The 14,334-nt window shown below is 42.2% G+C and carries 17 protein-coding genes; all 17 read right to left on the bottom strand.

Annotated elements, in window-relative coordinates; translation table 11 throughout:
* Positions 1-31: 31 nt before the first annotated feature.
* Positions 32-802 (bottom strand): carboxyltransferase subunit alpha, encoded by a 771-nt coding sequence (gene accA, locus AC6UD4_RS00945; RefSeq protein ID WP_500693431.1) that lies wholly within the window; start codon positions 800-802, stop codon positions 32-34.
* Positions 795-1,637 (bottom strand): acetyl-CoA carboxylase carboxyltransferase subunit beta, encoded by an 843-nt coding sequence (locus tag AC6UD4_RS00940; RefSeq protein ID WP_500693430.1) that lies wholly within the window; start codon positions 1,635-1,637, stop codon positions 795-797. Before AC6UD4_RS00940 ends, accA (AC6UD4_RS00945) begins: the two co-directional genes overlap by 8 nt.
* Positions 1,618-2,997, bottom strand: a complete 1,380-nt coding sequence (locus tag AC6UD4_RS00935) for an acetyl-CoA carboxylase biotin carboxylase subunit (protein ID WP_500693429.1) — start codon at positions 2,995-2,997, stop codon at positions 1,618-1,620. The genes AC6UD4_RS00940 and AC6UD4_RS00935 overlap by 20 nt, the downstream gene beginning before the upstream one ends.
* A gap of 36 nt (positions 2,998-3,033) precedes the next feature.
* On the bottom strand, positions 3,034-3,477 hold the full coding sequence (locus AC6UD4_RS00930) for an acetyl-CoA carboxylase biotin carboxyl carrier protein (protein ID WP_500693428.1): 444 nt from the start codon (positions 3,475-3,477) through the stop codon (positions 3,034-3,036).
* Complete coding sequence (gene fabF, locus AC6UD4_RS00925; protein ID WP_500693427.1) at positions 3,477-4,715, bottom strand: beta-ketoacyl-ACP synthase II; 1,239 nt, start codon at positions 4,713-4,715, stop codon at positions 3,477-3,479. Before fabF (AC6UD4_RS00925) ends, AC6UD4_RS00930 begins: the two co-directional genes overlap by 1 nt.
* A 36-nt stretch (positions 4,716-4,751) precedes the next feature.
* Positions 4,752-5,003 carry an acyl carrier protein gene (locus AC6UD4_RS00920; RefSeq protein ID WP_500693426.1) on the bottom strand — a complete coding sequence of 84 codons (252 nt, stop codon included), beginning with the start codon at positions 5,001-5,003 and terminating at the stop codon, positions 4,752-4,754.
* 29 nt (positions 5,004-5,032) lie between these two features.
* Entirely contained in the window at positions 5,033-5,983 is a 951-nt protein-coding gene (locus tag AC6UD4_RS00915) for a beta-ketoacyl-ACP synthase III (protein WP_500693425.1), read from the bottom strand.
* 21 nt (positions 5,984-6,004) lie between these two features.
* Positions 6,005-6,451, bottom strand: coding sequence for a 3-hydroxyacyl-ACP dehydratase FabZ (gene fabZ, locus AC6UD4_RS00910; protein ID WP_500693424.1), 447 nt, complete (start codon positions 6,449-6,451; stop codon positions 6,005-6,007).
* 272 nt (positions 6,452-6,723) lie between these two features.
* On the bottom strand, positions 6,724-7,488 hold the full coding sequence (fabI, locus tag AC6UD4_RS00905) for an enoyl-ACP reductase FabI (protein WP_500693423.1): 765 nt from the start codon (positions 7,486-7,488) through the stop codon (positions 6,724-6,726).
* Between the two features lie 65 nt (positions 7,489-7,553).
* On the bottom strand, positions 7,554-8,324 hold the full coding sequence (accA, locus tag AC6UD4_RS00900; protein ID WP_500693422.1) for a carboxyltransferase subunit alpha: 771 nt from the start codon (positions 8,322-8,324) through the stop codon (positions 7,554-7,556).
* On the bottom strand, positions 8,317-9,159 hold the full coding sequence (locus AC6UD4_RS00895; protein WP_500693421.1) for an acetyl-CoA carboxylase carboxyltransferase subunit beta: 843 nt from the start codon (positions 9,157-9,159) through the stop codon (positions 8,317-8,319). Before AC6UD4_RS00895 ends, accA (AC6UD4_RS00900) begins: the two co-directional genes overlap by 8 nt.
* Positions 9,146-10,519: an acetyl-CoA carboxylase biotin carboxylase subunit gene (accC, locus tag AC6UD4_RS00890; RefSeq protein ID WP_500693420.1), complete on the bottom strand. Its 1,374-nt coding sequence runs from the start codon at positions 10,517-10,519 to the stop codon at positions 9,146-9,148. Before accC ends, AC6UD4_RS00895 begins: the two co-directional genes overlap by 14 nt.
* Before the next feature lie 18 nt (positions 10,520-10,537).
* Positions 10,538-10,954 carry a 3-hydroxyacyl-ACP dehydratase FabZ family protein gene (locus AC6UD4_RS00885; RefSeq protein WP_500693419.1) on the bottom strand — a complete coding sequence of 139 codons (417 nt, stop codon included), beginning with the start codon at positions 10,952-10,954 and terminating at the stop codon, positions 10,538-10,540.
* 2 nt (positions 10,955-10,956) lie between these two features.
* Positions 10,957-11,400: an acetyl-CoA carboxylase biotin carboxyl carrier protein gene (locus AC6UD4_RS00880; RefSeq protein WP_500693418.1), complete on the bottom strand. Its 444-nt coding sequence runs from the start codon at positions 11,398-11,400 to the stop codon at positions 10,957-10,959.
* Entirely contained in the window at positions 11,400-12,635 is a 1,236-nt protein-coding gene (gene fabF / locus AC6UD4_RS00875; protein ID WP_500693417.1) for a beta-ketoacyl-ACP synthase II, read from the bottom strand. The genes AC6UD4_RS00880 and fabF (AC6UD4_RS00875) overlap by 1 nt, the downstream gene beginning before the upstream one ends.
* 26 nt (positions 12,636-12,661) lie before the next feature.
* On the bottom strand, positions 12,662-13,405 hold the full coding sequence (gene fabG, locus AC6UD4_RS00870) for a 3-oxoacyl-ACP reductase FabG (protein ID WP_500693416.1): 744 nt from the start codon (positions 13,403-13,405) through the stop codon (positions 12,662-12,664).
* A 3-nt stretch (positions 13,406-13,408) separates the two neighbouring features.
* Complete coding sequence (locus tag AC6UD4_RS00865; protein ID WP_500693415.1) at positions 13,409-14,320, bottom strand: ACP S-malonyltransferase; 912 nt, start codon at positions 14,318-14,320, stop codon at positions 13,409-13,411.
* Positions 14,321-14,334: the final 14 nt, after the last annotated feature.

The following is a 14,334-nucleotide window of genomic DNA, read 5'->3' as shown; positions in this document are numbered from 1 at the left end:
TAGTAACACTCTCATACATCTTGGTCATTGACTAAAAATTACGGTACCTAGCAAACCGCTTCTTAAGCATCTCATCCTTTGGCATCGCATTTAGTTCTTTAATTTTTTTCACCAAATCACCACGAAACCGTTCAAAACCATCGGCGGTATTTACTTCAGGAATAATTCGATCAATGATTCCTTCTTTTAGTAGGTCATCTGGAGTCAACTTCATGACTGAAGCAGCTTCTTTCATCCGACTAGCATCTTTCCACAAAATGGTGGCATATCCTTCTGGAGAAAGAACCGAATAGATACTATCCTCAAAAGCCCAGACGCAGTCACCAACAGCTAATGCCAGGGCACCACCACTGCCACCTTCACCAACAATCACACTTACGTAAGGAACTTTCAGTTGCATTCCCTGTAAGATTAATTGCGCAATCGTATAGCCAATCCCGTGGTACTCGGCTTCTACACCAGGATAAGCTCCAGGAGTATTAATCAAGGTAACAATTGGACGATTGAATTTTTCGGCCTGCTTCATCAATCGCAGCGCTTTGCGGTATCCGTCAGGCTCAGCCGAACCAAAGTGCCTTTCGATGTTGGAATTTAGATCCGAGCCCTTTCTAATCCCAATCAACGTCGTCGGAATTTCATCAAGGGTTCCAATCCCAGCGTATACGGCGGGGTCATCACCGTAAGCCCGATCACCATGCAGTTCCATAAAATCTTCGGTAATTCCGTTAATGAGGTCATCAACCCCAATCTTACCCGCAGCTCTAGCATTTATAACTCTATCCCATGCGGTTGGTTTACTCATCATTATCACCTACCCGATGCCACTTTAGAATTTTATTAAGTGTCTCTTTTAGATCGCGTCGTCTCACGACCCCATCCAAAAACCCATTTTTAAGTAATGTCTCTGATCGTTGAAAGTCTTTTGGTGGGCGCTGTTGAATCGTCTTTTCAATCACCCGACGTCCCGCAAAACCAATCAAAGCGTGGGGCTCTGACAAAATAATGTCTCCCTGCATTGCAAAACTGGCAGTCACCCCACCAGTAGTGGGATCACAGGGAACACTGACGTACAGTAAGCCCGCTTTACTGTGTTGCGCAACCGCTTCAGACACTTTGGCCATCTGCATCAGGGAATGAATCCCCTCTTGCATCCGGGCTCCTCCAGAAGCAGTAAACACAATCACGGGAAGCTTCTTTTTCGTTGCCGTTTCAAACAGTCGTGCCAGAATCTCACCCGTTGCCGTCCCAAGGCTTGCCATTACAAAGCGCCAGTCCATCGCAGCCATCGCTACCTGATTTCCATCAATGGTACCAATCCCAGACAAAACACTCTCATTTAGACCAGTCACCGCGCGTGCCTTCTTCAATTTAGCTACGTACTTTTCGTCGTTAAATTTTTTGGAAGCCTTCAAATCGGTATTAATGGGTTCAAAATCATCACACATTAACTCAATGCGTTCTTTAGCTCCAATTCGGAAGGCGTAGTGACAATTGGGACACTCTTTATATCTTCCCAAGTCTTTCTTGTAGAAACTTTTCTGACAGATTGGACATTTGACCCAGATGTGATCGGGGATTTGATCCATTCGCTGACTTAACTCTTTTTGACTAATACTTTCAAACCGTTTGCTCGTCATACTGCTTCATCCATTCTTTTAAGAACGTACTCTCAATGTAATTATTGTTAAAATCACCGGTCAAAAAATGCTGATCAGAGATCAGACCCATCAAGAAATCACGATTTGTAGTAACACCACTAACAACCAATTCTTTCAAAATCTGTTTCATCTCTAAAACGGCTTTGCGTTTAGTTGGTTGGTGCACAATGATTTTGGCAATCATCGAATCATAATATGGTGAAATCATGTCACCAGCTTCCACTCCGGAATCAACCCGGATGGAATCTGATTCAGTTGGAAATTTCATCTGACGCAATTGACCTGGTGCCGGAGCAAAATTATTGCTAGGATCCTCGGCATCGATCCGACATTCAAGTGAGTAACCCTTGACCGCACAGTCTTGCTGATTAAATGGCAGATTTTGACCCTCCGCCACTAAAATCTGAGCCTTAATAATCTCTACTCCAGTAACCTCTTCGGTAACGGTATATTCAACTTGAAGCCTCGTATTCATTTCCATAAAATAAAAATGTTCTTCTTTATCCATCAAAAATTCGAAGGTTCCGGTATTAGTGTAGCCAATTCCCCTAGCGGCTTTAGCCACGGTCTGTCCAAGTTCTTGGCGTTTTTCAGGCGTAATTTTTAAACATGGACTTTCTTCGATTATTTTTTGATGATTACGCTGCATTGAGCAGTCTCGTTCCGGAAAGTAGACCACGTGCCCGTGTTCATCGGCGATGACTTGCATTTCAATGTGTTTGGCATCATTTAAATCTTTTTCCATGTAAAGCCGGTCATCCCCAAATGAAAGTTTGGCTTCACGCTTCGTATCACTAAAGGCTTTTTTTAATTCAGATTCACTAGTAACTTTTCGAATTCCCTTACCGCCACCACCGGCAGCAGCCTTTAACATCACGGGATAACCAGTTTTTTGGGCCACTTCTTTAGCCTGGTCGTAAGTATCAACAAACCCATCGCTACCAGGAATTATCGGAACGCCATTCTTTTTCATGGCTTCTTTGGCATTACCCTTATTCCCCATCAGATTAATTACTGAAGCGGTGGGACCAATAAATTTAATTCCGCACTGTTCACATAATTCAGCAAAATCAGCATTTTCAGACAAAAAGCCATACCCGGGATGGAGCGCATCACATCCGCAAAGAACCGCGGAATCAATAATTGCTGCCATGTTTAGGTATGACTCATCTGGAAACGGTCCACCAATACATACGGATTCGTCAGCTAATTTTACGAATAAACTATCAGCATCAGCGGTTGAATAAACCGCCACCGCCTTGATATTCATTTCGTGAAGTGCACGGATGATCTGAACTGCGATCTCACCGCGGTTTGCAACCAGCACTTTTTTAAACATTAAATCACCTTTTTAAACTAATATGAATTGAGCTTTCTAGTCTTCCTTAATTTCAAAAATCGGTTCATTGTATTCCACCATCGAACCACTTTCAGGCATTCGTTTAACGATGGTCCCACTCACTGGACTTTTAACCTCATTAACCAACTTCATGGCTTCAATTACACAAACGGTCTCACCCTTTTTAACATGATCACCATCTTGCTTAAAGTCGGCCTTTTCTGGGCTTGGAGCGTAATAAAGAATTCCAACCATTGGAGCTTTCAATTGATAATTATCGGAGTCGTCAGTTGCATCAATTGACGCAGATTCAAGTTGAGCCGGCTTTCTGGATTCATTAACTGACTCACTTGCATGCAAGCTGTCGTGATCAGGAATTTTGGATAAGTAAACGGCCCCTTCATTCTGATTAATCTTAATTTCTTGTAAACTCGATTGCTCAAATTTATCAATTAATTTTTCAATATCTTGTTCATTCACTAATCTTCATTCCACTTCTTCATTGCAATTACCGCATTGTGACCACCAAAGCCAAAGGCATTACTAATTGCAGTATTAACGGGCGCCTTTTTGTTATCTTCATTGACCAAATCAACGTGAATCTCAGGATCCTTATGCTTCATCCCCACGTTAACCGGCATCTGATCATTTTGAAGGGCAGCAACTAAAGCAACCGCTTCAAGTCCACCGGCGGCACCTAGGGAGTGTCCCACCATTCCTTTAATGGAACTAACCTTGACGTGATCGTTATCCTTAAACAACTTTTCAATCGCACCAGCTTCAGCAACATCATTAGCGTGAGTGCTGGTACCGTGCGCATTAACGTAATCAAGTTCACTAGTTTTAATGTGACCTTCATCAATGGCTTCCTTCATGGCTCTAATGGCACCTTTTCCAGAGGGGTTCGGAGCAGTCATATGATAAGCATCGCTGGTAGCACCGTATCCAACCACTTCGGCCAAAATATTAGCACCACGTGCTTTAGCATGGTCATAATCCTCAAGTACAAGAGTACCAGCCCCTTCTCCCATGACAAAGCCATTGCGGTCTTTATCAAATGGCATTGAGGCATCTTCTACTTTTTCAGCGGTTGAAAGAGCTGTCAATTTAGCAAATCCAGCAATTCCAATCTCGGTGATGGCAGCTTCAGTTCCACCAGCAATCATCATCTTGGCTTTCCCTTGTTTAATTAGTTCAAAGGCGTTTCCAATGGCATTATTAGCTGAAGCACAAGCCGTCACAATGGTCTGAGACGTGTTTTCCGCATCAAAGTACATGGAAACATTTCCAGCTGCCATGTTAGCAATGGCTTTAGGAACAAAAAGTGGTGAAACTCGCTTTGGTCCCTTTTCGTGCATCTTGATGATGTCACTCTCAATGGTAGTAAGACCACCAATTCCATTTCCGTACATGACACCAAGGTCCTCAGGTTCGTAATCACCCTGTTTCAGGCCAGCTTGATCCATGGCCTCTTTAGCACTGTACAAAGCGTACTGTGAAAAAAGATCAATTCGTTTGTAGGCACGTTTATCTAAACGCTTGCTTGGATCAAAGTCTTTAACTTCAGCAGCTACCGTTACACCCGTGTTACTAGCATCAAATTTGGTAATTGGTGCAATGCCCACTTTAGAGTTAAACAAATTGTTGGAAAAGGTTTCGGCATCATTTCCGATGGGGGTGACAGCTCCCATCCCTGTTACAACTACTCGATTACTCAAATGATTTCCTCCTGTTCAAATAAATAATTTTACTGATTATTTATCGTTCTCCGCAATCTTCTTTTGAATGTAGTCAACTAATTGTTGGACGGTGTTGATGTCTTCATCACTTTCAATTTCGATGTCATATTCATTTTCAAGTCCGTCAACCACTTCAAAAAAGTCAAGACTATCAATATCAACGTCTTCCTTAAGATTAGTGTCCATCTTGATGTCTGATGCTGGTACATCAGTTTGTTTTGCGATTAAGTCCTTGATTTTGTTAAAAATTTCGTTTTGATCTGCCATAATTTATCACTCCATAATATTTTTTGTATTTAGTATCTAATTACTACGGTTCCAATGGTTAATCCACCACCAAAACCGGTTAAAACAAGGTTGTCACCACGGTTAATCTGATGCTCCTCTACCATTTCACTAAGTAGCAATGGTTCGCTCGCCGCAGCGGTATTGCCATACTTATTGATATTAACGGGAAACTTTTCCATCGATAAATCTAATTTGTTAGCAATACTTTTAATAATTCGTTCATTTGCTTGATGAACGATAAAGTACTTCACATCACTTAAGCCAATGTTTGCCTTTGAAAGCGCCAGTTTGATGGATTCTGGAACCCTTTGAGTAGCAAAACGATATACTTCATGACCATCCATCTTGAAATACGGCTGGTGTGTATCATCAGCGAAGTGCCCAGCCGTTAGCGAATTACCAAGTTCTCCAACTGTTTCTAAGTCACTAGCAAGTACCTCTGACTCACTTCCATCATTGGTAGCTAGAATTCCCGCAGCACCATCCCCAAACAGGACCGCCGTTGAACGGTCCGACCAATCAATGTATTTGCTTAGCTTCTCACCGCCAATTAAAATGCCCTTTGCATGCGGCTTATTTGCAAGCAACGCATTCAAGACGTAAATTCCGTAAGCAAATCCGGAACAAGCGGCGTTTAGATCAAAGGCAATTGCATTGTCGGCATGAAGATTTCCTTGAACCGCTGCTGCAGTTGAGGGAGTTTGAAAGTCTGATGACATGGTGGCTACGATGATGAAATCAACGTCACTTGCAGAAATATTGGCCTTATTAATGAGCTTAGTTGCAACATCAGTACACATGGAAGTATTAGTCTCTGACTTAGAAATGTGACGGGCGTGAATACCGGTCCGTCGTTTGATCCACTCATCAGAGGTATCCATGATTTTAGTTAAATCATGATTAGTAACAACATTATTGGGCGTTGACCTTGCCGTTTCTAAGATTGAAAAACTACCCATTTGCGACTCCTATTACCTATTTTATTGTTCTCTTTCCTTGTTACTTACGATAAAGGTCAACTGAGCGTCACAAGCCTTTTTATCGCCAACGTATGCCACACACGAAACTGAGCCAGCACTTCCTCTAACCTTATCAATCTTAACCTCAAAGCGTAGAACATCACCGGGCTCCACCATCTTTCTGAACTTCGCGTTGCGAATGCTACCCATATAAACCGTTTTGTTCTTAAACTGGGGCGACTTCAAAATCAGAATTGAAGCAACCTGGGCCATCGATTCAATAATTAAAACACCGGGCATGACTGGATTACCAGGAAAATGTCCTTGGAAATAATTTTCGTTAATTGTAACATTCTTGGTAGCCGTAATGGACTTGCCTGGATCCATCGCATCGACCCGGTCAATAAATAAAATCGGGTAACGATTAGGAATTAGATCCATAATTTCTTTTGCGTTCATTAAACTCAAATTATTCACCTCTATTAATCTAATTTGATTCAAGCATGGTATTTCGAGTAATTACCATGTGTTCATATTCAACAAGTTTTCGTTATTTAGCAATCAAAAACAATTCTAGTTAGAATGATTCTGACATAAAAGCCTGTCATATCAGCATTTTAAAGCAAGTATGTATCTGGTTACACTTGTTTTAATGTGTAATCATGACCAAACTCCCACCTTTGAGTCAAAAAAATCCCATAGCCGATCAACGACTATGGGATATTTAAATTAATTTTAATTTAGGCAAGTAAATGAACACCCTTGTCAACGTAGATAATGTCACCAGTAACACCGGTTGATAAATCACTAACTAAGAAAGCAGCAACGTTACCAATCTGATCAGTTGTTACATTCTCACCATCAACGGTGAATGATTGTGACATTTTAAGAAGGTCACGATGACCCTTAATTCCGGTAACAGCCAAAGTTTTAACGGCTCCAGCGGAAATTGCGTTTACTCGAATTTGGTCTTTACCAAGTTCAGAAGCAAGGTAACGCATAGCTGATTCAAGGGATGCCTTAGCAATTCCCATCATGTTGTAATCAGGAATGGCACGAGTTGAACCCATATAAGTTAACGTTAAAATGCTACCAGGTTTGTTCATAATCTTGCTGGCATAACGAGTAACTGAGATAAATGAGTACGCACTAATGTCTTCGGCTAAGTTGTAACCATCTTTTTTGGTGTTAATCACACCATTTTGAAGGGTTTCTTTGTCAGCAAAAGCAATGGCATGAATAACCCCATCGATGTTTCCAAAACGGTCATGAATTTCGGAAAAAGCCTTTTGGACGTTAGCATCTTCGGCCACGTCACATTCAACCAGTGGGAACTCTTCATCACCAATGGTCTTCTCAATACTCTTCTTTAAACGATCATTTTGGTATGTCAAAATAACTTGAGCTCCAAGTGACTTAATTGCTTGTGCACATCCCCAAGCAATACTTTTCCTATTCGCCACACCCATCACAACAACTTTTTTTCCTTTTAATAAATCAGCCATCTTCAAAATCCTCCTAGAACCAAATATCTAATTTACATCATTATATCAAAAAATTAATTCATTCATTAAAAATTTCGGTAACGGGAAAGTCGCTTAGCAACCAAATCATCCTTAGATAATGCATTTAATTCCCTAATTTTTTTAACCAGATCGCCTCTGAAACGTTCGAAACCATCAACCGTATCAGCTTCGGGAATAATCTGATCGATGATTCCTTCAGACAACAAATCATCCGGCGTTAATTTCATCACTGAAGCAGCTTCTTTCATCCGACTGGGGTCCTTCCACAAAATCGTGGCGTAACCTTCGGGTGAGAGCACCGAATAAATACTATCCTCAAAGGCCCAGACACAATCACCGACAGCCAGTGCTAAAGCACCACCACTGCCACCTTCGCCAACGATCACACTAATATAAGGAACGGTTAGTTGCATTCCTTGTAAGATTAATTGAGCAATCGTATAACCAATTCCATGATACTCGGCATCAACGCCAGGATAGGCGCCTGGTGTATTAATTAAGGTGACAATCGGCCGGTTGAACTTTTCGGCCTGTTTCATCAGACGCAAAGCCTTCCGATATCCATCTGGTTCTGCGGAACCAAAGTGCCGCTCAATGTTGGAGTTTAAGTCCGACCCTTTTCTAATCCCCACAAACGTAGTGGCAATGTTGTCCATGGTGCCAATCCCACCATAAACAGCCGGATCATCACCATAAGCCCGGTCACCATGAAGTTCCATAAAATCATCGGTAATGCCATTGATTAAATCATCAACCCCAATTTTTTTGGCAGCTCTAGCGGCCAGCACCTTATCCCATGCCGTTTTTTTAGCCATTAAGATCACCTACCTGATGCCATTTTAGTAACTTCCCTAACGTTTCTTTCAATTCAGAACGTTTAATGACATCGTCCAAGAAGCCATTTTTAAGCAACGTTTCAGCCCGCTGAAAATCTTTTGGCGGACGCTGTTGGATCGTTTTTTCAATCACCCGACGACCAGCAAAACCAATCAAAGCATGGGGTTCTGACAACAAAATATCACCCTGCATGGCAAAGCTGGCGGTCACACCACCAGTGGTAGGATCGCCCAGCACACTGATGTAAAGCAACCCAGCCTTACTATGCTCAGCTACTGCCTCAGAGACCTTGGCCATCTGCATCAAGGAATGAATTCCCTCCTGCATTCGCGCACCACCAGAAGCAGTAAAGACAATCACTGGCAGATCCTTCTTAGTAGCCGTTTCAAATAAACGAGCCAAGATCTCGCCAGTAGCCGTTCCTAGACTGGCCATAATAAAACGCCAGTCCATTGCGGCAACCGCAACTTTGACACCGTTGATCGTTCCGATTCCCGATAGAACACTTTCGTTTATCCCAGTAACTTCTCTGGCCTTCTTTAGTTTTGCCACATAATTATCGTCTTTAAATTTTTTGGAAGCCTTTAAATCAGTATTAATGGGTGCAAAGTCGTCGCACATCATTTGGATGCATTCTTTGGCTCCAATCCGAAAAGCATAGCCACAATTTGGGCATTCTTTGTACTTACCAAGTTTCTTTTTGTAAAAAGTAGTCCCACAATAAGGACATTTCACCCAAATATCATCAGGAATCTGATCCATTCTTTTGGTCAGCTCATCAGAATTCAAATTCTCAAAATCACTTTTTGCCATGTTTCTTCATCCATTCTTTTAAGAACGTACTTTCAATGTAATTATTGTTAAAATCCCCAGCCAAGAAATGCTTGTCATTTAGTAAAGCAATCAAGAAATCTCGGTTGGTTTTGACCCCTTCAATGTGAAACTCATTAAGAACCCGACGCATCTTATGGACAGCCTGTTTCTTAGTGGGCAAGTGAACAATGATTTTGGCAATCATTGAATCGTAGTACGGCGAAATGACGTCGTTTTGTCCAATGCCAGAGTCCACTCGAACTCCCTTTGTACCATAAGTCTGGTGCAAACTCGTAATCTTACCCGGCGATGGGGCAAAATTATTGCTGGGATCTTCTGCATCAATTCGACACTCCAAAGCGTAGCCTTTTACGCCACAATCAGCCTGCGTGAAGGGTAATTTTTCACCTTCTGCAACTAAGATTTGGGCTTTAATGATTTCCACATCGGCAACTTCTTCGGTAATGGTGTACTCGACCTGCAATCTGGTGTTCATTTCCATAAAGTAGAAGTTGTGATCCCGATCCATTAAGAACTCATATGTACCTGTATTTGTATACTGGATTCCTTTGGTGGCGTTAACGACAATCTGACCAAGTTCTTTGCGCTTTGCCGGACTAATTTCGGCACATGGACTTTCTTCAATGATCTTCTGGTGATTACGTTGAAGTGAACAATCACGTTCGGGAAAATAAACAACGTTACCATGCTCATCGGCAATGACTTGCATCTCAATGTGCTTGGCATCGTTTAGATCTTTTTCCATGTACAATCGATCATCGCCAAAGGAAAGTTTAGCCTCCCGTTTCGTATCCTGAAAAGCCTTAGCCAGTTCATCGTCATCAGCAACTTTTCGGATGCCCTTACCACCACCACCGGCAGCAGCCTTCAGCATTACTGGATAACCAATTTGATGAGCGACTTCTTTGGCTTGTTCCACGGAGTCAATAAAACCATCACTGCCAGGAATCGTTGGGACACCACTTTTTTTCATGGCTTCCTTAGCATTGCCTTTATTTCCCATCAAATTTATGACCTTAGCACTTGGACCGATAAACTTAATGCCACACTGATTGCAAAGTTCCGCAAAATCAGCGTTTTCAGACAAAAAGCCATATCCCGGGTGCAAAGCATCGCAACCAGTAAGTACCGCTGCATCAACAATTGCTGCCATATTGAGATATGACTCGTCTGGAAATGGTCCACCGATACAGACTGACTCATCGGCCAATTTTACGAATAAACTATCAGCGTCAGCAGTTGAATACACTGCCACTGCCTTAATATTCATATCATGAAGCGCACGGATAATCTGGACTGCAATCTCGCCCCGATTAGCCACCAGTACCTTTTTAAACATTAAATCACCTTTCACTCACTATGATTCAACCGCAAACATCAACGTTGCATTAGCGATTTCTTGTCCGTCCCTAGTGACAACACCTTTTCCAATTCCAATATTATGTTTAACCTTTAATAAATCAACCTTTAAATGTAAAACATCGCCCGGTCGAAAATCATCTTTAAACTCAGCTTGTTTGATTCCACCAAAAAAGGCGTTTTTACCCTTGTATTCTGGCATTGATAAGAGAGCAACCACTCCAGTCTGAGCCATTGACTCAAGCACCAACGGACGTGGCAGTGTCGGATGATTACCTTGATTTGCAAAGTACCATTCGTTTCCTGCCAACATCTTAGTGGCCTCGGCTCCCTCTCCCGGGGTAATGGTGTCAATCTTATCGATCATCTGAATTGGGGGACGTTGAGGGATATAATCATTAACATTCAATGCCATAACTAATCCTCCTTAATCTCATAAACTGGTTCGTTATACTCAACCATCGAACCATTCTCAACCAGACGTTTCACGACGGTGCCGCTCACCGGACTTTTGACTTCATTGACCATCTTCATGGCCTCAATGATACAAACCGTTTCACCCTTTTGAACGCGATCACCATCTTTTTTGAAGTCGGGCTTTTCAGGACTAGGAGCAAAATACAATATTCCCACCATCGGTGCCTTTAGTTGATAATTACCACTAGTAGGTGCATTCAACTGAAGCTTTTCCTGATTTTCATCCGATTTATCATCCGCCGTTTTTTCAACACGGGTGACTAGTTTAGAATGACTGTCAATCTTGGAGAAATAAAGTTGTTGACCGTTTTCGTCAATTTTTAATTCTTGTAAGTTGGACTTATCAAATTTAGTTATTAATTTTTCAATGTCTTTTTCATTCATTATTGATTCCACTTCTTTATCGCAATGACCGCGTTATGACCACCAAATCCAAATGAATTACTAATGGCGGTACTGACCGGTCTTTTAGCATTCTCTTTATCCACTAGCCTGATATGACTTTCTGGATCCTGGGTACTGACACCAACATTCACTGGCATTTGACTGTGCTTCATGGCTCCAAGAATTGCCACGGCCTCAATGGCCCCGGCAGCTCCAAGGGCATGACCAGTCATCCCCTTGGTTGAACTAACCAAGACGTGGTCATTATCTTTAAACAACTTGCTAATGGCCTTTGACTCAGAAACATCATTAGATTGAGTTGCTGTGCCATGGGCATTAATGTAATCAAGATCGGAAGTCTTGATGTGAGCTTCATCCAATGCTTGTTGCATGGCCCCAATGGCCCCTTCCCCATCTGGATCCGGAGCAGTAAGGTTGTAAGCGTCACTCGTTTGGCCGTAGCCAACGATTTCACCCAAAATATGTGCATCACGCGCTTTGGCGTGATCGTAATCTTCAAGCACTAAGGTTCCAGCACCAGCGCCCATTACGAAACCGTCCCGATCTTTATCAAATGGCATGGAAGCGTGAGCTGGATCTTCACTTGAAGAAAGAGCTGTTAGGGCCGCAAAGGCTGAAATCCCAACCGGAGTAATTGCTGCCTCTGATCCACCAGCGATCATCATTTTAGCCTTACCAGCTTTAAGGTATTCATAAGCATCGCCAATCGCGTTGGTTCCAGTTGCACAAGCTGTAACCACGGCTTTACTGGTGTTTTTAGCGCCAAAGTAAATCGAAATATTGCCAGCAGCCATATTAATAATGGTTTCTGGGATAAATAACGGAGAAAGACGTCTGGGACCCTTTTTGTACATTTTTAGAACCTGCGTCTCGATGGTACTAATACCACCAATCCCAGATCCGTAGATGACGCCAAGATCCTTTCCATCATATTCTCCTCGTTTCAACCCAGCTTGGTCCATTGCCTCTACGGCACTGTAAAGTGCATATTGCGCAAATGGATCTACTCGATGATAGTCTCGTTTAGCTAAGCGTTTGCTTGGATCAAAGTCCTTTACGCCGGCTGCCACGTGAGCTTTAATCTCAGAGGTGTCAAAACTAGTGATTTTTTCGATTCCAACCTTTGAAGCCAACAAATTATCAATAAAAGTCTCAGCATCGTTCCCGATCGGGGTTACTGCACCCATGCCCGTAACAACAACTCTATTACCCAATTGAATCCTCCCTTAAATAAACGGAACTACATTGTGAGTCCGCCATCAACAGTGATTACCTGTCCGGTAATGTATTGATTATTAATCAAAAACTCGATTGTTTCGGCTACTTCTTCAGCACTTCCAAAACGATGAAGGGGAATGGTATCTTCCCACCTCGAAATAATTTTGTCACTCAATTTGGCCGTCATGTCGGTCTTGATCATGCCAGGAGCAACGGCGTTACAACGAACCCCTCTAAGTGATCCCTCTTGTGCCGTCGTCTTTGTTAAACCAACAATCCCTGATTTGCTTGCCGAATAATTAGCCTGTCCCATATTTCCGTGAAGTCCCGAAATACTGGAAGTGTTGATGATAACACCAGCTCGTTTCTTTTGCATGGTCTTTAAGGCATACTTAGTCATATTAAACGTTCCAACGAGGTTGGTGTCTAACACAGCTTTAAAATCCTCTTCGCTCATCCGCGTTAAGAGTTTGTCCCTGGTAATCCCAGCATTATTAACCAATACATCGAGATGATCATGTTCATCTAAGATCTGGTTCACCATTGACTCAGCGTCTTCTTCTTTTGAAACGTCGCCAATCAAGATCTCAATCTCAGTGTCAAACTGTGACTTTAAATCTTTTACTTCGTCATCACTTAATTCTTGATGAGAATTCACAATCACAAAATTATGTGGATCTTTTGCTAATCGTTTAGCGGTTGCCAGACCAATTCCCTTAGTAGCACCAGTAATTAAAACCGTGCTTTTGTCATTTTTCGTTGTCATGAATTAGTTCTCCAAACCAAGTTTTGCTTGTAAATCATTCAATTTTTTCAAACTGTCAACGCTATAAGCATCGACATCTTTAAGTGTCTTTTTTGCAAATTTAGTCAGTGTGTTCCCCGGCCCGATCTCAATCAGCGTATCCACTCCATAGTTTTTGACCATGAATTCTAGATCCGCTTTAAAGTGGGTTGGATTGACCAACTGACGGGTTAACGTATCGGAGAGGTTATCCTTGTTAAACAGGTCAACGTCAGTATTACTAATAACTGGAACCTCCGGGGTTTTAAAGGCAACATTCTCCATTCGTTTTGAAAGCAAATCACTAGCTAGTTGCATCAGCGGAGTATGTGAAGAAACGGCAACTTTTAAGGGAACGACTCGCTTTGCTCCCCGGTTCTTAAGTTCTGCACTAGCTGTTTTGACCCCAGACTCAGTCCCACCAATCACAGTTTGTTCGCTGGTATTGAAATTAGCTGGGTATGCTCCATCAACTTCGTTAGTTACGTCAACCACCACTTGGGGCTCAACCTTTAACACAGCAGCCATTGAACCGGGATTTTGCTTTCCGGCTTCATCCATGTAGTAGCTTCGGTCACGCACTAATTTTAATCCTGATTGAAAAGATAGTGCTTTAGCAGATACTAAAGCACTATACTCGCCTAAACTAAGACCCATCATTGCCTGCGCTTTAGGAAGCTTGCCAGCTAAAATCTGGTAAATCCCATAACTCAAAGTCAAAATGGCAATCTGAGTATTTTCAGGATCGTCAAAAACCTTCGGATCGGATAGATCAAGATTTAAAGTATGCGACGCGGTATCGACCACGTTTTTATAGGTATCGTTATTTTGATACAAGTCAGATCCCATGTTAGCAAACTGTTGTCCCTGGCCACTGAATAAATAACCGATTTTCAAAATTTAAAACACTC

The sequence above is a fragment of the Fructilactobacillus sp. X3R5C2 genome (assembly GCF_059901175.1).
The sequence above is the reverse complement of the archived record's forward strand: the minus strand, read 5'-3'. Positions and strand labels throughout refer to the sequence as shown.